General features: G+C 40.3%; 21 protein-coding genes and 2 pseudogenes. 12 read left to right on the top strand and 11 right to left on the bottom strand.

Translation table 11 applies throughout. The features are described 5' to 3' along the window. Window positions 1-116 precede the first annotated feature (116 nt). Together BK120_RS02010 and BK120_RS02005 are read left to right on the top strand one after the other, a co-directional pair. The gene (locus BK120_RS02010) at window positions 117-446 is read left to right on the top strand and encodes an iron-sulfur cluster biosynthesis family protein (RefSeq protein ID WP_076265787.1); all 330 of its coding nucleotides are present in this window, start codon (window positions 117-119) and stop codon (window positions 444-446) included. Further along, a complete protein-coding gene (locus BK120_RS02005) occupies window positions 443-1009 on the top strand; it encodes a beta-class carbonic anhydrase (protein WP_076265786.1) in 567 nt (188 codons plus the stop codon). Before BK120_RS02010 ends, BK120_RS02005 begins: the two co-directional genes overlap by 4 nt. Before the next feature lie 24 nt (window positions 1010-1033). Here BK120_RS02005 and BK120_RS02000 read toward each other — a convergent pair whose 3' ends face one another. After that, window positions 1034-1576 (bottom strand): DUF309 domain-containing protein, encoded by a 543-nt coding sequence (locus tag BK120_RS02000; RefSeq protein ID WP_076265785.1) that lies wholly within the window; start codon window positions 1574-1576, stop codon window positions 1034-1036. Window positions 1577-1768: 192 nt separating this feature from the next. On the opposite strand from BK120_RS02000, the gene BK120_RS01995 reads away from it, so the two are divergent. The 3 genes from BK120_RS01995 (at window position 1769) to BK120_RS01985 (ending at window position 4567) form a co-directional block, all read left to right on the top strand. After that, the gene (locus tag BK120_RS01995) at window positions 1769-2185 is read left to right on the top strand and encodes a hypothetical protein (protein ID WP_076265784.1); all 417 of its coding nucleotides are present in this window, start codon (window positions 1769-1771) and stop codon (window positions 2183-2185) included. 2 nt (window positions 2186-2187) lie between these two features. After that, on the top strand, window positions 2188-2466 hold the full coding sequence (locus BK120_RS01990; protein WP_076265783.1) for a YxcD family protein: 279 nt from the start codon (window positions 2188-2190) through the stop codon (window positions 2464-2466). 193 nt (window positions 2467-2659) lie between these two features. Then, window positions 2660-4567 carry a glycosyl hydrolase family 18 protein gene (locus BK120_RS01985; RefSeq protein ID WP_076266110.1) on the top strand — a complete coding sequence of 636 codons (1908 nt, stop codon included), beginning with the start codon at window positions 2660-2662 and terminating at the stop codon, window positions 4565-4567. A 53-nt stretch (window positions 4568-4620) separates the two neighbouring features. Here BK120_RS01985 and BK120_RS01980 read toward each other — a convergent pair whose 3' ends face one another. Next, window positions 4621-5751 (bottom strand): ATP-binding protein, encoded by a 1131-nt coding sequence (locus tag BK120_RS01980; protein WP_256710759.1) that lies wholly within the window; start codon window positions 5749-5751, stop codon window positions 4621-4623. Window positions 5752-6812: 1061 nt separating this feature from the next. On the opposite strand from BK120_RS01980, the gene BK120_RS01975 reads away from it, so the two are divergent. The 3 genes from BK120_RS01975 (at window position 6813) to BK120_RS01965 (ending at window position 10112) form a co-directional block, all read left to right on the top strand. Continuing rightward, complete coding sequence (locus BK120_RS01975; protein WP_256710758.1) at window positions 6813-7583, top strand: DeoR/GlpR family DNA-binding transcription regulator; 771 nt, start codon at window positions 6813-6815, stop codon at window positions 7581-7583. Continuing rightward, window positions 7576-8733 carry an N-acetylglucosamine-6-phosphate deacetylase gene (gene nagA / locus BK120_RS01970; protein WP_076265781.1) on the top strand — a complete coding sequence of 386 codons (1158 nt, stop codon included), beginning with the start codon at window positions 7576-7578 and terminating at the stop codon, window positions 8731-8733. The genes BK120_RS01975 and nagA overlap by 8 nt, the downstream gene beginning before the upstream one ends. 110 nt (window positions 8734-8843) lie before the next feature. Next, a complete protein-coding gene (locus BK120_RS01965; RefSeq protein ID WP_076265780.1) occupies window positions 8844-10112 on the top strand; it encodes an alkaline phosphatase in 1269 nt (422 codons plus the stop codon). Window positions 10113-10185: 73 nt separating this feature from the next. Here BK120_RS01965 and BK120_RS01960 read toward each other — a convergent pair whose 3' ends face one another. The 3 genes from BK120_RS01960 to BK120_RS01950 all read right to left on the bottom strand — a co-directional run bounded on the left by BK120_RS01960 (window position 10186) and on the right by BK120_RS01950 (window position 14058). After that, the gene (locus BK120_RS01960; protein WP_218639577.1) at window positions 10186-11100 is read right to left on the bottom strand and encodes an AraC family transcriptional regulator; all 915 of its coding nucleotides are present in this window, start codon (window positions 11098-11100) and stop codon (window positions 10186-10188) included. 88 nt (window positions 11101-11188) lie between these two features. After that, complete coding sequence (locus BK120_RS01955) at window positions 11189-12196, bottom strand: zinc-dependent alcohol dehydrogenase (RefSeq protein ID WP_076265778.1); 1008 nt, start codon at window positions 12194-12196, stop codon at window positions 11189-11191. 842 nt (window positions 12197-13038) lie between these two features. Then, window positions 13039-14058, bottom strand: coding sequence for a zinc-dependent alcohol dehydrogenase family protein (locus tag BK120_RS01950; protein ID WP_076265777.1), 1020 nt, complete (start codon window positions 14056-14058; stop codon window positions 13039-13041). Window positions 14059-14172: 114 nt separating this feature from the next. Here BK120_RS01950 and BK120_RS01945 point away from each other — a divergent pair, with 114 nt between their 5' ends. Next, window positions 14173-14565: a winged helix-turn-helix transcriptional regulator gene (locus BK120_RS01945; RefSeq protein ID WP_076265776.1), complete on the top strand. Its 393-nt coding sequence runs from the start codon at window positions 14173-14175 to the stop codon at window positions 14563-14565. A gap of 73 nt (window positions 14566-14638) precedes the next feature. Here BK120_RS01945 and BK120_RS01940 read toward each other — a convergent pair. From BK120_RS01940 to BK120_RS01920, 5 genes and pseudogenes are all read right to left on the bottom strand, one after another. Beyond that, window positions 14639-14971, bottom strand: a pseudogene (locus BK120_RS01940) (ATP-binding cassette domain-containing protein); the annotation flags it as partial. 70 nt (window positions 14972-15041) lie between these two features. Continuing rightward, window positions 15042-15734: a DUF7002 family protein gene (locus tag BK120_RS01935; protein WP_076265774.1), complete on the bottom strand. Its 693-nt coding sequence runs from the start codon at window positions 15732-15734 to the stop codon at window positions 15042-15044. A gap of 160 nt (window positions 15735-15894) precedes the next feature. Further along, complete coding sequence (locus BK120_RS01930) at window positions 15895-18324, bottom strand: heavy metal translocating P-type ATPase (protein WP_076265773.1); 2430 nt, start codon at window positions 18322-18324, stop codon at window positions 15895-15897. Between the two features lie 24 nt (window positions 18325-18348). Next, window positions 18349-18549: a copper ion binding protein gene (locus BK120_RS01925; protein WP_076265772.1), complete on the bottom strand. Its 201-nt coding sequence runs from the start codon at window positions 18547-18549 to the stop codon at window positions 18349-18351. Window positions 18550-18881: 332 nt separating this feature from the next. Beyond that, a pseudogene (locus tag BK120_RS01920) lies at window positions 18882-19703 on the bottom strand (chitinase); the annotation flags it as partial. A 217-nt stretch (window positions 19704-19920) separates the two neighbouring features. Here BK120_RS01920 and BK120_RS01915 point away from each other — a divergent pair. Both BK120_RS01915 and BK120_RS01910 read left to right on the top strand, forming a co-directional pair. Continuing rightward, window positions 19921-20268, top strand: a complete 348-nt coding sequence (locus tag BK120_RS01915; protein ID WP_076265771.1) for an EamA family transporter — start codon at window positions 19921-19923, stop codon at window positions 20266-20268. 77 nt (window positions 20269-20345) lie between these two features. Beyond that, window positions 20346-21260, top strand: a complete 915-nt coding sequence (locus BK120_RS01910) for a sugar phosphate isomerase/epimerase (protein WP_256710756.1) — start codon at window positions 20346-20348, stop codon at window positions 21258-21260. Window positions 21261-21310: 50 nt separating this feature from the next. Here the strand turns inward: BK120_RS01910 and BK120_RS01905 are convergent, their stop codons facing one another. Continuing rightward, window positions 21311-21925, bottom strand: a complete 615-nt coding sequence (locus BK120_RS01905) for a TetR/AcrR family transcriptional regulator (RefSeq protein ID WP_076265770.1) — start codon at window positions 21923-21925, stop codon at window positions 21311-21313. Window positions 21926-22097: 172 nt separating this feature from the next. On the opposite strand from BK120_RS01905, the gene BK120_RS01900 reads away from it, so the two are divergent. Next, on the top strand, window positions 22098-22859 hold the full coding sequence (locus BK120_RS01900; RefSeq protein WP_076265769.1) for an SDR family oxidoreductase: 762 nt from the start codon (window positions 22098-22100) through the stop codon (window positions 22857-22859). Window positions 22860-22940 lie beyond the last annotated feature (81 nt).

Genomic DNA, 22940 nt, shown 5'->3' with positions numbered 1-22940 from the left:
TTTTTACATTGATTATGATTCATGGGATCTTTACTTGATCTTACTTATTCCAATCCTTATAATCATCTTAAACCTGCAAGACATCCAGTGCAAGAGATAGAAAGAGAGGAAACCATATGCATATCATTTTTTCCAAAGCAGCTACTGATCGGTTAACTCCTTATTTAAAAGAGGGGAAAAACCAATTAAAACTGCTTCATGATACAGAAGGATGCGGTTGTGTCGTTAGCGGCGTTCCTGCCCTTCAGTTGATTAGTGAGCCCACGGTGGACGACAAACTCGCACAAGGCGATCCTTTGCCCTTCTATTATGAACCTCGCCATGAAATATATTATGAACCCCAGCTGCGTGTTGATTACAATGAGGAACGAAGCAGCTTTAGTCTCAAGAGCGACAGCCAAATCTATACGGTAAACCTTCGTTTTCTAAGCGGAGGAGCAGCATGAACAAAATTGATGAAATTTTAAATTACAATAAAGAATTTGTTGAGAACCGGAAATACGAGAAATATTCCACGAGCAAATATCCAAACAAAAGAATGGTCATCGTTACTTGTATGGATACAAGGTTGACAGAAATGCTGCCCAAAGCTATGAATCTCAAAAATGGCGATGCCAAAATCATTAAAAACGCTGGGGCTATCGTAACCCAGCCTTTTGGCAATATTATGCGTAGTGTCCTTGTCGCCTTATATGAGCTGCAAGCTGACGAAGTATTTGTCGTTGGCCATAGCAATTGCGGGATGACTGGTCTCAACCCTGAACACATCATTCAGCATATGGAAGAGCGAGGCGTCTCCAATGAGACGATTACAACCTTGAAGCATTCAGGTCTTAATCTGATGCGCTGGCTGACTGGCTTCGACAACGTCAGAGACAGTGTTCTAAACAGTGTAAGCATCATCCGCAATCACCCCCTGCTGCCTGCTAATATTTTAGTACATGGATTGATTATTGATTCCGAAACTGGTGAACTAGAGCTTGTAGACGCTGCAACGCCTCAATTGTAAACAAATAAAACGGGAACACAGCGGTTAATCAATCATACCGCTACGTTCCCGTTTTTTTACTTCATAAGCTGCAAGTCTTGCTGCTATCACATCGGATCTGTCTCTCTTTGAATGCCTGTGAATGATTGCATCATCATCTAATGGACTCGTAGCTCCCCAAATCAATCCTCTTTGATCACACATCTGCTTACACAATAAAATGACGTCTTCGTTTACAATTTGCAAATTAATATCTGTATAGGGAGTTACATCCTCTGCCTGCAAATAAATCAATCTTGCACTTAATTGCATCTGCAAGCTGTTCTTACCTAAACCAAGCTCATCAAGCGGTGCTGCAGACAGTCTGCGATCTGCTTGCATTAGCATTTTGACTGCACCGCGAACATTGCCTCTGCGCTCGTGATAGAGGCCAACAGCCAGCTGAATAAGTCCAACCCAAGTATCTGCAAATCGATCACCGGGATTCTCTTTCCAGTACTCCTCCAGAAGCTCGTGACATTCGAAATAATCTCTGGATGCATGGAACTCCACTAAATAAGCAATATACGCTTTCGGAAAAGAAATCATAAAAACCTCCAAATGACTTGTTCCAATCGAATTCATCGTTTCATTTATAATAAAAATATTAGCATATGTCGCTTATACTTTCATACATTTAAACCAATCCTATAGAAATAAATGAAACCATCATGTCTATTAGGCGTATATTATCTATGTTTGTAAAGAATGTATTAAAGATATCAGGAGGAGAACACACAGATGAAAAAGGGATTCATGGTCATGCTGGCACTCACACTATTCATCACACTAGGTTTCGGACAGTATGCCGATGCAAAACCACGAGGCGGAATGAAATCTCCGAAACAAAGCGTTACGCAAAACCCTAAGAAATCGGATAACGTTAATCAATCGAACCCAGGCAAGAAAGCTGGAGCAACAACTGGCGCTACAAAACCTGGATTTTTTAGCGGCGGCGGCTTAATGAAAGGCCTAATGATTGGCGGATTGGCAGGCTTGATGTTCGGCGGTTTGTTCGCGGGCATGGGCGCATTCGGTAATATTCTTGGTCTAATGATTAATTTAATGGCTATCTTCGCCATCATCATGCTCATACGTGTAGCATTCGTATATCTGCGCAGCAAGCGTAACCCGCCAGATCAACGGAGACCCTACTAATCGTGCGCATCTATACAGATGAGATTATAAACGCTATCTGCCTTCATATGTCTGAACGACGGGGAGTTAACCCTACCGATGTGGAAGTGCAGCTCTCATGGGAAGAAGAGTATGGGTATACGGCCGAGGTTTGGGTGAAGGGCCGCAGCCAGTACATCATTGAAGCGAATATCCTCGAGGCTATCGAGCAATATATGTTCACACAATATAATCGGCGCGTTTTCCGCTCCAACATTACGCTCGATGCGGATGAAGAATTTTGGGCAGACATTTCCGATTAGCATAAAAAAAGCATCCAATAGCTTGCATTATCTTATGTATAAGCAGCTAGCGGATGCTTTTTTTTGTGCCGAAATATGCTCTCCCAATAATTACTAGAGAAATATTAATAGATTTCCAGCAACATCCTCGTCCTCCCTGCGTCTAAACATTAGACTAGAGAGGAGTGTATATGACAAATCTATGAGAAAAAAAATGAGTACAGCCTTGCTTTTGCTTTTCTTTTGCCAAACAATCATGACAGCAACGGCAGGCATTGCAGATGCTGCAGCAAATCAAATGACAAAATTCCGTGTTTATCAAAATGACCAAGTGCTCCGTGAGTTCACTACGGAGGCGCAAGCGATTTCCTATGCCGGGAAATTCGGTTACAGTCATGTCGAGAAAATTGCTGATCGTGCTTGGGTATGGGATAACTTCCCTCGTTACAAGGTTTATCAGAACGGTCAAACTCTCCCAAAATGGGAGTTTAGCACTTACAATCAAGCATTATCTGTTGCTAAAAACCTTACAAACGTACATATCCGTGATCTTGAAAACATTGGCTGGAGTTATCAATCTTACTCCAAGTTCAAGCTTTATCAAGGCGATAACACTCGTGACAATTGGTCCTTCCTTACACTTGCTGCCGCTAAGCAGGAAGCCAAAAAATGGGGCAATGCCCATGTAATCGATTTAACAACGAACAAATGGGTTTGGGGAAATCAGACAGCTGCACAAACTAAAGCGCAGCGCGCTGCTGCACCCGTCTATCAAATTACTGTGGATGGGGCACCTGTAGAAGAGTTACCGCTTTATTCCTACCTTCTCGATGCTATGAATGCCTCATATTCCATTTCTGGCAGTCAGGTATTAAATACAGCAACGAGTAAGATCGTTCATTCGAATGTACCCGCTTATTTAGTAAAACAAAATGGTGCCGTGGTAGGCTCTTCTATTAGCTTAGATGGGGCTGTACAGCTTGCGAAAAAAACACCAAATGCAGAGGTTACCTTCAACGAGAAAGTATATTGGTCCGGTATTCCTTATTTAGCCGTTTATCAAGGCGACAAAAAATTAAGAGCCTTTAATACAAAGACTGGTGCAATTGCGTATGCGAAGGGTTTTGCGAACAGCACTGTTCAAACGAGCGAAGGTCGTAAAATTTTCAGCAATACCAAAAGCCTAGTTTATATGGGATGGAATGGCAGCGCAACAAGCGCAACGATTATCAGCCATGTCGCTAATACGCAAGGATTGTCGATTGACTCCCCTACTTGGTTTGAGCTCTCCGCTGCGGATGGCTCAATGATCGACACTTCAGATCAAGTAGTCGTAGACACTTTCAAAGAACAAGGAATTAAGGTAATGCCGCTTGTTCACAATCAATTTAACAAAAAAATGACGACGGAGTTTTTAAAGAACAATACCGCCCAGCAAGCATTCATTAAGACGCTTATAGCGAAGCTTACACAGCTCGGTGTTGCAGGCATCAATCTTGATTTCGAAGAGGTCGCTGGAACGGATCGGGCTGCCTATACCGCCTTTGTTACAGCACTTGCTAAAGCTGTGCATGACAAAGGTATGCAAATATCTATCGATTTGCCACGCGGCAGCTTAAGCTGGAATGATAGAACCGCTTATGACCATACCGCTCTTTCGGCGGTCGTGGATACAATTATCATTATGGCTTATGATGAGCATTGGAAAGGAAGCGAGGTGCCTGGTTCTGTTGCTGGCCTCAACTGGGTTGAAGAAGGCGTTAAGCAATTTTTGAGCTATGGCATTCCGCGTAACAAGCTTATGCTTGGCATTCCTTTTTACGTACGCGAATGGAAGCTTGACAGCACGAATAAGCTAGTCAGCAACCGTGCCATCTTTATGAAAGAAATTCCTAAGCTTATTGCAGATACGAACGCTCAAGGTGAGATGGACCCGGAATCTGGACAGATGAAATATAAGTATACCAAAGACGGCTTCACCTATTTATTCTGGGCTGAAACCGAAAACACGGTCAAAGCTCGTATCGATATAGCCAAAACTTACGATTTGGCTGGCGTTGCAGCTTGGCGCCTCGGTTATGAAAGCTCTGATTTGTGGACGATGATGCTTCGCAATAAATAACATGAATAGCCCCACTCTCCTATGGAGAATGGGGCTATTATTCATTTAAAGACTTATTTCAATTGATCTACGGCAGGAAATTTCAGCAATACCTTCGTCCCCATTCCGAGCTCGCTTTGAAAAGCAATTTTCCCCTTTAATGCTTCGACAATCCGAAAGGTAACCAAAATGCCTAAGCCTGTCCCCGTTTCCTTTGTCGTAAAAAAAACGGTACCTAATTGCTCTAATTCCTCTCTGGATATGCCCTTTCCAGTATCAATAATCTCTATACAAATTTCCTCTTTGTAGTAATAGGCATTGACAGTCACTTCACCTTTATCTGGGATCGCTTCTACCCCATTTTTAATTAGATTTAATATCACTTGAGTCAGTTTCGGTTTGTCTGCCCTTATATAAAGATCCGTTTGATTACAGTTTAAGTGGATTTGCACATTTTGAATTAACCCATAAGAATTCATAATTTCCAATGTATGTACCAGAAATTCGGAAATCTCGATTACTTCCAGCTGATCGGCTTGCGGCTTAGCAAGATTCAAATAATCAGAAATAATATACTCTGCTCTATCCAATTCAGATAATGCAATATTCAAATAATCCTTTTTTTTATCATCGACAGATTCCTTCAATAGCTGTAAAAATCCTTTCACTACCGTCAGAGGATTTCGCACCTCGTGAGCAACGGAAGCAGCAATTTGACTTACGATTTTCAATTTTTCACTACGCTCCAGCTCATTTTTCAAATATGCCGTTTCAATAAAATGCTCTTTCAGTAATATAGAGACACCCATTCCAATAAATGATGCTGCAGCTAAAATCGAAATGATAAAAATACAGTCTGAATGAATCTCGTTTGTGTAGGAGTTAATCTCGAGATAGACAAAAAAAGATAAAATGAACACAATTACGGAATAAATCGATAAGTTCATACAAATCAGCATGCGTCTGGCAGCTTGTTTTTTACGCAATGACTTTAAAAAGAAGAAACACGGCCCCACACTTAGCAATAATGTTGCTGTAGAAAGGAAGACATCATCCCCTCCCATACACAAGCAGTATATGATGGCAGCAGCAAGGGCAATAATGCCAGGTAAAATGTACTCGTAGCTATAAATGATCAGAACAATTAAAGGAATACTTCTTAAATCGCCATGAAAGTTGCCCATCACATAAATAGGATAAGCCATACAAAGGATAGAGGATGCTCCAAACACAAATCCATTTAGAACTTGATAAGAAATTCTATTAATTAATTTATTTCGAGAATAAAAAAATTGTTGGATAAAGATCGGAAAACATATGATAATTAGATGAATTAATAATTGATTTATCATATCTAGATATCAATTCCCTCTCCTTTTTGCTATTTTTTCTTCATTCTTTCAAACGATCTTGTCCCCTGTATAATATCATAAAAAATAGAAAATAATCATGAAATTTTTGGAAGAAATCAGCAAAAATGAAAAACCCATGTCGTATGACATGAGCTCGTTAAGGATATTAGGAAACTATGCGTAAATTTTGTGCTTTTCCCTTTTTTTGCTGCCATGAAAAGAACCTATATATTCCTTATATTTTTATATATACATTCATTGAGGAATAAGTAAATCTACGTAGGCTTGGTATCCAATAATTGCTACAATCAGTGAACCAATAAAGAAAAGAACGGATCCACCTAACGTAATCTGCCAATAAGTGTTATTCTCGCCTCATCAATTTGTTCCTTACTGTTCATTTATTTCACTCCTTGTGGACGTATACCCCATTATATACAATCTTTAAAAATAGGTTCTAATCTCCACAAAAATGACCTCAGACAATACTTGGCTTACGAATCAGTTTTGACAATGTCCTCAATGCTCTTAATTCCGTTCTTGTTCCTACCGTTTACGTTTCAGCCCTCAAATAAGCCCATTTCCGGCGCTATCGTCAACTTATTATTACGAAGTACAAAGAGCAGTTCATTAGCGATGACAATGGACCAAATAACGCCATGGAACTTCATATAATGATTCATCACAAACAGAGTTGGAATAAAAATAACTCCCTGTTGAAATCAGCTCTTGAACGATCGTGAACAAGGTTCCCACCGACACTGACCTTCCTTTTTCAATCCTCATATCCTACAAGTTACTTCAACTTACTTATTTATTACTTTAAATTACTTAAAAAATACTTTCATTTACTTAAAAAATGCGTTAAACTTACTTACAAGGAGGTGTTCATCATCTATCAAGAGCAGAGATTATTGAAAATACTCGAATATTTAAAAGAACATCAAACGATGAGTGTCATGGATATTTGTACCCATCTCGGTGTATCAAGGGATACAGCTCGGAGAGATATCGTTAAATTAGTGCAAGAAGGTGTAGTCAATCGGACACATGGTGGAGTAGCCTCTCCTCAATTACAGAAGGAGCTTGCTTCCTATCAGGAACGGCTAATAGATGAAACAGATAGCAAAATCAATATTGGTTTGGTGGCAGCAAAGCTCATACATGATCATGAGACGGTCATATTAGACGTTTCTACAACGGTGCAGGCAGTAGCCGAGCAAATCTCCGCGAAAAATATTACAGCTATTACTCAGTCCATAGACATCGTAAGAATTCTCTCTGATCGGGATGATCTGCAGGTTTATGTACTCGGAGGTTATTTACACGTGAAGAACCGCTTGCTGTATGGTCCCTCCGTCATTGAAAAGCTTCGTGAAATGAGAGCTGATAAAGTGTTTATTGGCGCCGCGGCGATTCAATCAGATGGTCTCTACTACCCGTTTGAAGAGGATGCTCATATCAAAAAAGAGATGGCACGCAGATCAGACCAGGTTATCGCTGTAGCTGATTTTACGAAGTTTAAAACCAAGTCGGTTTATCGTTTAGATTTTGACTATATTGATATTTTAATTACCGATCAAGAAGTGCCTAGTGAAATAGAAGAAATACTTGATCAGAAAAACATAACAGTTATTTGCTCTGAGATAAACAACAAACTCGAGGAGGAAAATAAAGATGAATAATAAAATAGTGCATAACGTTCAAATCGTTCAGCCTGATGCTATTTTGCCAGCTAGTACCGTCTGGATTAGAAATGGAATCATCGAAAAAATAGAAAATAATCATACTCCCCTTTTGCCCCTTCCAGATGAGGAATATGAGCTTATAGATGGGAACGGGCAATGGTTAATCCCTGGCATGATCGATGTGCATATACATGGAGCTAACGGGTTCGATATGATGGACGGAACAGAAACGAGTATTCAAGAGGTTTCTCGGGCTTGTGCTGCAACGGGCTGCACCTCGTTTCTTGCTACATCAGTAAGCTCAACAATGGATGAATTATTAGCTATGATTCGTAGTGTTAAACGAGTCGTTGGGATTGAGGTCGGCGCCAAAATTGCTGGACTTCATTTAGAGGGACCTTATCTGAATCCGAAGCGTAAAGGGATGCAAAATGAAAAGTATTTACGTCATCCGCATCTTGGTGAGATGAAGCGAATCTTCGAAGAAGCAGATGGACTTATTAAAATGGTAACGATAGCCCCAGAATTACCCGGTGGAATGGAACTCCTCACTTATTTGAAAGAAATGGGAGTTATCATTGCTGTCGCACATTCCGATGCATCGTATGAGGAAGCTAAGTTAGCATTTGATGCTGGAGCTAGCCATGTTACACATTGCTTTAATGGCATGCGTCCGATTCATCATCGGGATCCCGGGCTCGTCGCTGCTGCTTTTGAAGCAGATCATGTGAGTATTCAAGCCATTGTCGATGGCGTCCACCTCCATCCTGCTATTGTTCGTTTGATGCATCGCATGAAAGGACCCGAAAACATGGTACTGATCACAGATGCATTACAAGCCATGGGTTTAGGAGATGGCAGCTATCTCTTTGGCGGCCATCAAGTAACAGTAACCAATGGCGTTGCGCAGCTAGCGGATGGAACATTAGCCTCTAGTGTAGTTACGATGAATGAAGCACTCCGCTTCACGACCGAAACCGGTATTTCCTTGCTGGACGCTATTCAAATGGCCTCAACAACTCCTGCACGAATATTAGGTATGGATCATAATACAGGTACAATCAAAACAGGATTAGATGCCGATCTTGTTTTGTTGAATGAACATTTCCAAGTAGAATGGACCATGATTAAAGGTAATGTTATCTGAATGAGCGGAGATTGAGAAACCATCTTTTACAATAACAAGAAATGAAGAAAACACTCTCTTAATGTAATTACTCTACTATAAAATAGTAAACTTACTTTAGGAGGGAATTTATGAAATTTGTTAAACAGAACGGAATTAAGGCCGCGATTGTAGGTACAGCAGCTACTGCCCTTCTGATTACGAGCATTATCAGTACACAATCGCCTAATCAAGTTGAAGCTGCTTCTACAAAAACGAAAAATGTCATTTTGTTTATTGGTGATGGGATGGGAATGGCTCAACGTGATGCTATCCGCCTTGCTACCGTCGGCTTAAAAGGCAACCTCGCTATGGATTCAATGCCTTACGTAGGTTTGCTGCATACGAGCTCTACTGTTCCTGTAACCGATTCAGCTTCATCAGCTACGGCATATGCCAGCGGTGTGAAAACGTACAATGGTGCAATTGGAATGGATGCCAATAAAGTAAAAGTAAAAACGATCATGGAATACGCCAAGGAATCTGGAAAATCAACTGGAATTGTAACAACAAGTCAGGTAACTGACGCTACGGGAGCTGCTTTCGGCGCACATGTAGATGATCGTTCTAAACAAAGTGAGATCGCTTTGCAGCTATTGACACAAAGCAAAGTTGACGTCATTCTCGGTGGAGGCGAAGATTTCTGGTACCCAGCTGGAGAGCCTGGTAAATTCCCAGATGAGCCGAGCGAAGATCCTTCTGAAAAAAGCAAAGGAACACAAGGAAATCTTGTAAATAAAGCAAAACAATTAGGATACAGTTACGTTTCAAGCAAAACAGAAATGCAAAAAGTGAAAAAAGGCAAGCTGCTTGGTCTGTTCGCTAATGAAGAAATGTTCCAACAAAAGCCTGAAGGCGAAGGCGATATTTATAACCCCGTTGTTTCTCTAGCAGAGATGACTAAAAAAGCGATAGATACACTCGCTACAAATAATAAAGGCTTTTTCCTAATGGTTGAGGAAGAAGGAACGGATGAGTTTGCTCACCAAAACAATGCCAAAATGACAATCAAAGCCGGTCAAGAATTGGATAAATCCGTTCAGGTCGCCAAAGATTTTGCCAAGAAAAACCCGAATACACTTGTCCTCGTATTAGCCGATCATGAAACTGGCGGTTTCTCCATCGAAGAAGTGAATGCCGATGATGAGTCCGGCGACGGAATTTCCAAAGAAGATGGTCCTTTCGCCGTTGCTAACAGCAAATTTAACTTTGTTGTGGATTGGACAACATCAGGCCATACTGCCGTAGATATTCCGATTACAGCTATGGGTCCAAATGCTGAGTTGTTTACAGGAATCTACGAAAATACAGATGTATTTCATAAACTCATGCAAGCTTTAGGACTTAAAATTAAAAAATAACAACAAATTGTCTTCCCATAACAATTGAATACAGCACAAAGCAGAAATGCCGCCAGTGATCTGGCGGCATTTCTCACAATTGTATGACTTTAGTCTGTGCACCCGCGAAGCCGCTGGGTGTTATGCCTACAGCAGCTTTAAATGAACGACTAAATAAATAAATGCTGGAGTAACCTACATTTTCAGAAATTTCTGTCACGGTATACTTCCCTTCCATGATCAGTAATTTTGCATGCTCAATTCTAATATGCGTTACATATTTATGAAGGGATATCCCAAGCTGCTGCTTAAACAAATGAGACAAATGATTCGTAGACACCCCGACATATTTACTTATAGAAACATTATTTAAACAAGGATCTTGATAACTGTCATGGATAAAATGGATTGCTCTTTCAATGAATGCCCAGCCTTTAGTCCATTTCCCTTCATTGCGATCCGTTTGATTTTTAAAAAATAAATATAACAGCTCCAAGCAGATTGATTTTGTTAATAAAAAATGTCCAGCTCTTTTCTCCTGAAAATGTTTGTGAAGCTGCAAAAACTTCTTTTTCAGCTCTATCCTGTCTGCCAACTGTATGTGTGAAATGGGAACAATGGAAGTTAACTGCATTTCCTTATCCACAGTGTAAGTATTATGAATTTTGGAAGCTGTTGTGAAATCCAACAAACTTCTTTCCGCATCATAATATAGATCAAAATGAAAAATATATTGAATTAATGGTTGATCGGAGATCGATCGAATAATGTGAGGCATAAAGGGATGCATCAACAGCACATCGCCTTCTTGAGCATTATATTTAACACCGCGCAAGAAAAACTCAGCTTCGCCTTGTTCAATATAGGTAAATACATGATCGTGATCCATCCATTCACCGGCTAAGGATGAAGTGGTCATCACTCTCACCGCCCTTACGAAAGGCGATATGCTGTTCATCCAAAACTCATCCATAACTTTCACCCCTGCTATCGTAACGCGTCTATTCACCCTCCTCCCATTATAAATGAAGCATATTAAAATTACTCATAATTAAATCTGTTAATCCGCTAGAATAGATCATTCAGTTGTTATCCGCTTAAGACCAGTCAAACAATACACCATTATACTGATCTTTATTGACTCTTAGTCCCTCGTACGCTTCTTGTGCTTGCTCCGGCTTAATCACATGACTTATTAATGGTTCGATCTGCAGCCTTTTTTGTTTCATAAGCTCAAATACAATTTTTGAATTTCTAACTAAAGAGTGTTTAACAAACTCATTAGGTTCAACCGGGTAACGCCACTCATGCGCGCCCTTAAACGTAATACAGCCTCGCCCATAAAGATGACAATAGTTTAATATATCAGTAACATCTGTGTTGTACTCTCCGCGAGGACTTCCCAAGAAAATGATTTCACCAAGCTTAGCAATCCACTTCAGACTGTCAACTCCGACCGCAGGTACGCCAGTTGCCTCAATATGTGTGGATACACCAGCACCCTTGGTTAACATTGATATCCGTTGCTTTGTATCTTCTACTCCACCATCAATCGTGTAATCCACGCTGCATGCCTCTGCAGTCCGTATTCTTTCTTTCGATAAATCGACCCCAATAACCGTAGCTCCCTGAAGCCGAGCTAGCTGAGCAGCCAAATTACCGACTAATCCAAGCCCAGTCACACTTACAAAGTCACCAATTTCAATTTCAGATACACGTACCGAAGTGAAGGCGACTGTAGCCATGCGGGTAAATGGCACCCATTTTAAATCCAGATTTTCAGGAACTTGAATACATAGCTCATTCGTGTTAACAACTTGATATTTGCTATGTTGTCCATAATGAAACACGATATCACCTGGCTTCAAATCTTTAATGCCCTCACCTGTCTCCATTACTTTGCTTACGCTCGCATATCCCGGACATAGCGGAAGCTTAGCCCATTCTTCTTTACCTGTTAACATTGCTAGTTCAGTTCCTGGGCTAATGAGGGAATATATCAATTGTACAAATATTTCATTCTCATTTAATTTTTTTAGAGTGTAATTCTCTTTAACCGTCTCAACTTGTAAGGGGCTCACGAACATGACTTTTGTATTTTCCATCGAAATCACTCCTCTGTAAATGCTTTCACTATTAATATAAAACTTTGTGATGTCGATGTCTTTGCTCGCCTAAACGATTTTTTATCTAAAACACCGAAAATAATATGAGCTGCTATGTTTGTATTCTATAAGGCTATTATCATACCAGTACAACCATCCAATCACTTCGCTCTATCAATACATAATTTATAGTGTAGTCAAAACACAGGGGGTGAATGTTTGATGGAAAATATCGGTTTTATTCTAGTTCTGTTCATTTTGTTGGTTATTATCGCTACTCACTGTCGTGACCGCGCTTAGGACAAAAACTGTCTAGATAACAAACCCTGTTCTGTCATACGTCGAATGAATAAAACCTTAACAGCACCTGCCACAATGTATGCTCATTTAACCTATAACATCTCATAGTAAAAAAGAGAAAGTCCATGCCATGGGCTTTCTCTTTACTTACAAACAGCTTATTGGGCAAACATCCTTACAGAACAAACGTCCAATCATACCGTACCATACGCACATAAACTACAGTGTACTTTAAACATTGGAGGTGAATGTTTGATGGGTGGATTTGTTGGTGGTGCTAATCACAGTATTGGTATTATCCTGGTTCTGTTCATTTTGTTGGTGATTATAGCTTGTAGTTGCGGCATCTTTGGCGGCGGCTGTGGCTACTAATCAGAATGCTTAATGCCTTCCATCTATTCAGACAGTGAGTATTTTCTTAAATAGCATGAACACAAAAAGCCCATTTTATGGGCTTTTTGTGTTTATTCCCTCATCGAACGGGGAATTGTTGGATATGAGATTGTTTAATAAGAATCATGTTCAACTTAAAAATAATGTAATTACTGTTTAAATGAAATAACAACTTTCCCAAAGTATGACCCCTTCATCAAGTACTGAAGAGCATCTACCGCACGTTCAAAAGGATACACTGAATCAACTATGGGATGAAACCTGCTATGTTCAATAGCAAAATTCATCGCTTCAAACATGTCCCGGCTGCCTACGTTGATCGCTTGCAGGCGCGCTTTTCTAACAATTGCAGGGATAATGTCAAATCCTTCTACACGAAACCCCGATAAACCGCCGATTAAGCTGATATGCCCACCTACACGGAGTGCTGAGATCGATCTGTTTAACGTAGCTGATCCGCCAAGATCAACGATATGGTCTGCTCCACGTCCCTCCGTCAGTGCAAGTACAGCCTTATCCCATTCGGGTGTTTGCTTATAGTTAATGCCGAAATCCGCGCCAATTTCCTTCGCTCTATTAAGCTTCTCGTCACTGCTTGATGTTACAATAACAGTTGCTCCATACAGTTTTGCGAATTGAAGTGCGAACAAGGAGACGCCACCTGTCCCCTGTACGACAACGGTATCGCCCGCTTTAATCTTGCCTTCCTCAATGAGAGCATGCCATGCTGTCACGCCTGCACAAGGCAGGGTTGCCGCTTCTATATCCGTCAATCGTTCAGGTACATGAACTAACCCTTCTTCTGGAAGCACAACAAATTCCGCGAGCAGTCCATTCAACGGACTGCCTAGTGTACTTACCCAGTTTTGTTGTGTCGGCTCACCAGTAATCCAGCTTTGAGTGAAAATTCCACTTACTCTATCCCCAATTTTGAATTTGTTCGAGTTTTCTCCCAGAGACACAACTTCACCTACTCCATCTGATACTGGAATTAATGACGTACTTAAATTGGGGTTATAAAACCCATCAATGACGCCCAAATCTCTAGCGTTTAAAGAAACCGCATGCATTTTGATAAGAACTTCATTTGAACGGGGCACTGGTATTGGGCGGTCGGATGCCTTCAATCGATCAATTCCAAATTCACCGTTAATTTCGTATACTTTCATAATATTCTCTCCTTTATGGATTATATAGACATACAATAATATACAAACTAAAATAAAGTAAGAAGGCACTTTAAAGTTTCCAATGAACCAAAAAGTGCATAAGGAGGTCCTAAAATGAAAGCATCATCCTCACTTAAAACCGTTCAACCCGACATTTCAATATCTGAATGCTCATACAGCAAAGTACTTGAAATCATTGCAAACAAATGGTCAGCATTGGTCATTTATGCATTGGAAGACGGTATTATTCGATACGGAGAAATTAGCAAACGAATTGATGGAATTTCCAAAAAAATGCTAACACAAACCTTGCGGCAATTGGAACGTGACGGTTTGGTTCAGCGAGATATGACTCCGTCTGTTCCACCAATCGTTGAGTATTCGCTCACCAAGCTGGGCGAGTCTTTGCTCGAGCCACTGAGTGCCTTGAAACAGTGGACGAGAACAAATTATTCTCTTGTTGAATTGGCTAGATCATCATTTGATCAAGCAAACAAAAAGGAATAATACAACACAAAAAAACACCAACTGAGCGTTAGTGTCCTTAGGAATGATTTTTTAACAAACCCTGCTAAAAAATTTAAAATCCCATTTTTAAAAGCCATGTAGAAAGCTGTTCTTCTCTCTCCTTTAACTCCTTATTATCGTTATGATATTTGCCAAGATTTTGTTGAGCAACGATGCTGCCATCCAGCATAAAAAGAACACGCTCTGCTTTGGCAGCAATTTTCGCATCATGTGTTGCCAACAGCAGCGTTGTTCCCGACTGATTAGTATTCGTTAAAATTCCCATGATTTCACCATCAGCTTTGGAGTGCAGAGCGCCAGTTGGCTCGTCGCCAAAGAGAATATCAGGCTGATTAATAAGAGCCCTGCAAATAACTGCTCTTTGTAGCTGGCCACCTGAAACTTGCATTTATGTGTATTGCAGCGCCTTTAAACAAGCAAAAATAAAAGAAATGACCTCATATGTAATTGAAGTATCATAAACGCTGCGAGAAACTTTCTAACGGCTTCACAAGTTTTCTCCAGTTCTCAGGTAATCCATTATCATGATCAGCATAAATGACCTGTACATATTGATAAAGATTTATAACTTGGTCCTTGAACAGCAACTCATGTATTTCAGAAGCTTTCACTGGAACAGTGCTATTCCGTTTTTTCTGGAAATCATCTAACGAAAGAAACATCTCTAAACTTTTCTTGTACTTGCAGCTCTTTGGAAATCTTGGTGAACTCCCCGAATCGTATTTGGACAATTTAACGGCCGAATAATGATCCATCAATAATGGAAATGCTTCGAACTGTAAAATAATAAATGCTTCATCCGGTTCTCTTCGTTTGTATGTATCCAACATTTTGCGACAATCCTTTAATGTGGGCCAAAAGAATACATGTTGATCAAGATAAGCCCGAAATTGTTCATGTGTACAATTCGCATCCATCATACTCTCAACAATCCTTAGATGTGCATTAATGACAACCGTATGTTCGAAATATTTAACTTCTTTGACCTCTGATCGCCGCTCGCCGATATGGAATGGATAAAGATGCTTGCTCGACCAAAGTGCATTATGATGTACAATTGCAGGCAAGTTCCTTACGCGTGTAAAATGGTAAAGGCTTTTCCTGCCTTTTGATTTTGTTATCGCTGAAACGATCGTTTTCTTATCCACTATGCCCTCTCCTTCTGCTCATATGATTTCACGAATCCGATTGAACCATTCCCATCATTAGAGTAAAAACATAGATACAAAAAAAAGGTTGCCGATGGCGACCTTTTTTAAGAACCAATTTTAATAAAGATTCTTTGATTAATATCGAATTTTTTGCTAGTTATACTTTCATCCGCTGTAAACGAAGTGCATTTAACACAACGGATACGGAGCTAAGTGCCATAGCAGCGCCTGCGACCCATGGGGCTAACAATCCGATTGCTGCAATAGGTATACCCAACGAGTTGTAAGCCAGCGCCCAAAATAGATTTTGTCTAATATTGCCCATCGTTTTGCGGCTCATAAAGATGGCATCAGGGATGCTATTCAGATCACCGCGCATTAGTGTAATATCAGCAGCCTCCATCGCAACATCTGTACCTGTACCAATTGCCATTCCAATATCCGCCATTGCTAAGGCCGGTGCATCATTTATCCCATCACCAACCATCGCTACTTTTTTGCCTTGTGCTTGTAATTTCTTCACTTCTTCAGCTTTGCCTTCTGGAAGTACTTCTGCCAGCACATGATCAATGCCAACTTGCCGTGCGATAGCTTGGGCAGTACGTTCATTGTCACCAGTAATCATAACGACTTGAATCCCCATTTGCTTCAAACGAGAAACGGCTTCTTTTGACGTCTCCTTAATGGTGTCAGCAACGGCTACCATGCCTGCATATTGTCCATCAATCGCGAACAGCATCGTAGTTTTTCCTGCTTGCTCTAGGATGGACATTTGTTCATAAGCATGCTCCGCTTGAATATTATATTTTCCCATCAATTTCCGAGTACCGGCTAATATCTCTTTGCCATCCACAATTGCCCGAATGCCATACCCTGGAATCGCTTCAAATTCATCAGCGTTTGGAAGCTCAATATCTTTAGCCAATATGCCGGATACAATTGCTTCCGCAAGCGGATGCTCTGAATTTTTCTCAGCTGCGCCGACGAGACGCAAGAAAGCTTCTTCATCCATCGACTCCACAAATACATCCGTTAATTCGGGCTTGCCTTTGGTCACCGTTCCTGTTTTATCCAAAATAATCGCATCAATTTTATGCGTTGATTCGAGATGTTCGCCGCCTTTAAAGAGAACTCCAAGCTCTGCAGCACGACCAGAACCTGCCATTATTGACGTAGGTGTTGCAAGACCAAGAGCACATGGACATGCGATGACAAGAATCGCAATCGCGATCTCTAAAGCATTAGCGAAGTCACCAGGTCTTATCCAAACGTACCATACAACAAAAGCTGCAAGTGCGATTCCAACAACGATTGGTACAAAGATACCAGAGATAACATCAGCAACACGCTGTATTGGCGCTTTTGAACCCTGCGCTTCTTCTACCACTTTGATAATTTGCGCTAAAGCCGTTTCTTTGCCGACCTTTGTTGCTTTCACTTTCAACCGACCATTTTTGTTAATCGTCGCTCCGATTACATGGTCCCCAATTTTTTTATCTACTGGAATACTCTCACCAGTCAGCATGGACTCATCCACCGCTGAAGTACCTTCGATGACTTCACCATCCACCGGAACCTTCTCACCCGGTTTTACCAGCACAACGTCTCCAGTAAGCACTTCCTCGACAGGAATTATTAGCTCTTGCCCATTACGAACAACTAAAGCTGTCTTGGCTTGTAATCCCATTAGTGTCTTGATTGCTTCAGAAGTACGCCCTTTCGCCAAACCTTCAAATAGTTTACCGAGAATAACGAGAGTAATTAAAACTGCGCTTGTTTCATAATACATGGATGGACTGTGGTGCATATTTCCAGACATCGTTGCCCAATCTATTGTCAGGTATAGGCTATAAAAGTAAGCGGCTGACGTGCCTAGAGCTACCAGAACATCCATATTGGCACTTTTGTTGCGAAGTGCTTTGTAAGCTCCAACATAAAAATGTTTTCCGACATAAAATTGAACCGGAGTTGCAAGTGCAAGCTGAAACCAAGGATTCATAAAAATTTCTGGCATCCAAATCCATGATGTAAATGAAAAATGAGTCACCATGGACCAAAGCAGCGGCAGCGACAAGATGGCAGATATGAGAAGCTTGCGTTTTTGTTGTTTAATTTCTTTTTGACGATGCTCAGCCGGATCGCCAACCTCTTGTTTTGGCACTGCTTTGTACCCGAGTTTCTCGACTCGTTTTTGCATATCTGACAAAGTTACATCTGAAGGATTGAATTCTACATGAGCAGTCTCTATTGCGAAATTAACGGTAGCATTCGTGATGCCAGGCAGTTTATTTAATGCTTTCTCGATTTTAAGTGCACAAGCTGCGCAAGTCATCCCAACTAACTGCAAATCAACGCTTTCCTTCGCCGTGCTGTACCCAAGCTTCTGTATGCTTTGTTCCATATTTGCAATGTTTGTTTTGCTTGGATCATAAATAACGGTAGCACGTTCCATTGCAAAATTTACATTCGCTTCCGAAACACCTTCAAGCTTATTTAATCCTTTCTCAATCCTATTCGCGCAAGCTGCACAAGTCATCCCAATAATTTGCAGAGAAGTTTGCTTCGTATCTGAGCTAGTCGCTTCCATGATGATCACCTCTTTTTTTCTCGATTAATGAACTTCATACCCTTGTTCTTCTATGGTTTCCTTGATCGTTTCAAGTGTTAGCTTACTTTCGTCGAACACAACTTGAACCGATTCACTCGCCAGATCCACTTTTCCTTGTGCACCTATCGTCTTTAATGCTCCCTCGATCGAATTAACACAGTGATTACAAGACATTCCTTCAACATTCAATGTTACATTTTTCATTGTTCATATCTCCTTTATGTGAATGATTTATTTTTATCTTCGTATTGAAAATACCTACGCTTAATATTTGTATGCTCTTCTTCATAAACACACTATACCCCCCTACCGTATATTGTGTCAATCTTTTTATCTCTTTTCTTTCTATATTGTGTCATTGACCATTTGCTTACTCCTTCTGAAACAGAGAAATTTGCACATAATGCGTAGTATGTTATCCCTTTCGATTATTTCATTTACAAGTTAAACTGGATGAAAATAATAAAACGCCTATAACAAAAAAAGAAAGCATCACTTAAAACGATGCTTTCTCTTCATTTCGATGAAAGTCCTTGTTAAAACGGCTTCATCCCTAATGTATCAATTTTCTCGCCTTTGATATCAATCCCCATGCTGCTTGTTATATCACGATAGTGGCCAGCACGACGTTTGACTGAGCTGCCTTCCGTCTCTCCCAAATTCGCTTCCAATCCATTAAGGACCATGATGGTAACGCCAAATCCTGGCTGCTTTAAACCTTTTGCAATATCCTCTTTCGATGGCTTCCATTTGTTCACGATAACATCATGAGCTGAAGGCTTAGGCGCCTGCGGTGTCATCCAAAATAAAATAGCAGTCATGAAACCAACCTTACCATCCGCTGCGACGATTTCTGGATTGCTAAGAAGTACGTTTTTGTCTCCATAAATAATAGAGCTGAACAAGCCGTAGTTGAAATTCCAACTCAACATGATCGGTCCGCGTCCATAATAACGGTTGCCCGTTACACCCGGATATAGAGTACTGCTTGCTTCATCCACGAAAGCGGATTCATTTACACCCGTTCTTCCAGCAATATTTTCATTCCAGAACAGTCCCCATTTCAGTTCACCGCCAGGTGCTGTAGCCCAGCCTCCGCCAGTTTCATGTGCAAGATTGGCAAGAAATGCGGCGAGCTCACGCTTACGATCTTTCTTAAAACCCTCCTTGAGGAATGTGCCAAAATCGATGATTACCGTTTCAATTTCCTTCTTCAAATTGTCTGGCGAATTAAACTCAGCCGAACGGGAGATCAGTGTCTCGATTCTAGCATCCTTATCCAATCTATGTATTTCTTGAGCGCTGTTGACTCCTTTGCGTGTGCTAACCTTTAACTTAATATTTGACACCTCAGTTAAACAGTTCTTACCTCCTGCAAAGAAAATGATATCGTTGATTATTTATGATAATTATTTTAAACAGCTCGATTTTTCAAGTATTCTGTCAGATTAAATCTTTGTCATGGATAAAAAAGTTGGCTTCAGGAAACATTAATCGACGAAAGCGATCAAAGATTTTTTTACATGCAATTCATAAAGAAACAAACGAATTTAACATCAACAGTTGGAGGTTCTTATGACTTACTTGTATAGCTTCGGGCTTTTATTTGGAGGATTGTTTGTAGTTAATTTTATTTTTTCTTATCAAGGGAAACATATCGAGCCCCAATTTTGGTCAACTTTAAAGTTTCAATTGCTAATGTTACCCTTCTTTTTAATGGCTAATTTGTCTATTGGATATGGTGTAAAGTATGGTCTCAAATCTTCCGGGAATCTTAGCTTTACTTTAGTAGCCGCTAAGTGTTTGGAAATATTAATTTCGTTAATTATGGGGTACTTGTTTCTAAAAGAATTTCCCAATTGGAAAAATTGGGTTGGCTTAGTGATTATCGTTATTGGGCTGTTTCTCGTTAAACAAAAGTAGGCAATTCCATATTAAAGAAAGAAATATGACTTCTATAACAGGAAAATGGGGTTTTCTGTCGAATTGTAATGACGTCTATGGAAGAGGAGGAGATTTTCATCAAACAATTTATGATCGGGCAATACGGAGGATTCGATGACCGTAAATATGAAAAGGATTTTAGAGATAGTTTTTACGGTATTGAAGCATGTTTGTTCCATACCCATGAAGATTACTTAAAGCTTGTTGAAGAAGCAAAAAAAAGAGGGTTTCATATCGGAGTTCATTTTCCAATGCGAGCTAATGCTTCAAGACTAAGAGATGCATTAATTTTATCCTTAGATGATGAGATTAGAACTGACGCATTCAACAATATCGAAGAAGAGTTGAATTATTTAGCAACAGCGCCACTTGATTATATTTTGTTCCATTATCCAAAACCAGTCCTATTGGATGACAGCGTCAACTGGGATACATGGAAATTTACGAATAGCACGGAATACATTTTAGAAAGCAATTATTCTTTTGAGCAATTCGTTGAAAAAAGCGAATACCTTTTTAACTGGCTTACGGCAAAAAGCGAGCAATATCATTTCACCCCATTACTGGAGTTTGACGCACTAAATAAGTATATCTATGATACGGATTTCTTGGAAAATTTGCTTATAAAATACCCGAAAATTAAGCTTTGCCTAGATACGGCAAGACTATTTCATCAAGAGTGTATAGATCCTTCGTTAGATGCAAGAAAAATATTTAGAAAGTATACGAAATATGCTGCTTCGATTCATTTGTCAAACATGCAAATTACCGATACCATTCAAAATAGACACCATCCGGCACTCCCCGAACTCAGCCCCGATGAGGGATGGGCACCGATAGAAGATTATTTGAACATTATTAGAGAAGAAAATAATAAAGTAAGGATCATGTTCGAGCACAGGTCTGATCGTATTAGCGATCAACAATTAGAAAGCTGTTACTTATGGGTAGATAGCATTCTAAATAAATAATATACACTTATAAGCTGCCATACTAATTAGAGGCAGCTTTTTAAATTGCCTTATGGAATGACATATGTACGCAAATTGAAAACCTGACTAGAAGCCATCGTTATTTTCAGCATTTGACGCGAAATTTCTTCCTCGGTTTGCCGCATCCCATTTTGCAGCCAGTATTTATATATTCCTATAGCCCCTCCAACAATCCAGTTTACAAGCAGGTCTGATTCAATTTCCGGATTCTGCTGCCCCATCCGTCGGACTAATTGAAGCAAAGATTCAAACATTTGATCATGTAGTCGATCCGAAAAGTTAAGAACGCCATTTCCAAGCAGCATGATGCTATAGAAATCGGAATGCTTTTTTATATGTCCAACGGATAATCTGATCGTCTTCATATATTCAATGGATGGTCGCTTCGACGCCGGAAATTCTGTAACGCCTTCAATAATATCGGCGTATTCAGTTAGCACGTCTTCAATAAGCTCCATAAGGAGCTCATCTTTCGTTGAGAAATGATCATAGTAGGTCACGCGGTTTACACCCGCTATTTCTGTTACTTCTTTAATTTTTATTTGGTTATAGCTTTTGACAGCCATCAGTGATAACAGCGCTTCTTTGAGAAATGTGCGGGTGCGGACACCACGTACATCTAAGGTATTGTACACTTTTGTCATTTGCTCAGCCCCTCGTTCATTCACATGCTTGTTGAACTAATTTATTCCTTAAACGACATTTTGACTCGAAATGTCATAGTAATAATCACTTAACTTGTTATCCTAAGTATATACGACAGGACGTCGTCAAATAAAGAAAGAACCTATCTGCCTAGTCGAGAGGATGATACAAATGAAATTACAAGGAAAAACAGCCGTAATCACAGGTGCAGCGTCAGGTATGGGCAAGGAAATGGCTTTATTATTCGCACAAGAAGGTGCTCAAGTAGTTGTAGCAGATATTAATGAAGCGGCAGTAACTTCTGTTGTTGAGGAAATTAATTCATCTGGTGGACAAGCCAAAGGCGTCGTTACAAACGTTACGAAGGAAGAAGACATTGCCCGAATGATTGACACTGCAGTAAATGGTTTTGGCAAACTTGATATATTAGTAAACAATGCAGGTATTATGGATCAAATGCTGCCAGCAGAATCCGTTACCGATGAAATGTGGAACAGAGTAATGGACATTAACGTGACTGGTCCTATGAGAGCTATTCGCAAAGCTATTCCCCTCATGACGAAGCAAGGCCATGGCGTCATTATTAACACAGCCTCTGTCGGCGGTCTATTTGGTTCACGCGCAGGCATTGCTTACACGGCTTCCAAGCATGCTGTTGTTGGTATAACCAAAAATGTAGGATTCCAATATGGTAAGCTTGGCATTCGATGTAATGCTATCGCGCCTGGTGCTGTTGCAACAAACATTGGTGCTGGTATGACACATGCTGATCCATTTGGTATCGAACAAGCTATGGCTGGTATGTCCTTACAGCGCGGAGAAGCGGCAGATCCGAAACAAATTGCGAGCGTTGCTTTATTTCTAGCTTCTGATGATTCTAGCTTTATCAACGGCACTGTAGTTACCGCAGATGGCGGTTGGTCAGCATACTAAAACACTAATGAATAGCAAAGGAGCCATCACTTGTGATGGCTCCTTACTTTAATAGATATGAAGATTACGAAATTATGTTTA

Origin of the sequence: Paenibacillus sp. FSL A5-0031, from assembly GCF_001956295.1 — a bacterium.
Taxonomy (GTDB): Bacteria; Bacillota; Bacilli; order Paenibacillales; family Paenibacillaceae; genus Pristimantibacillus.
Note: the sequence above shows the minus strand (reverse complement) of the source record. Positions and strands in the feature narration are given on the sequence as shown.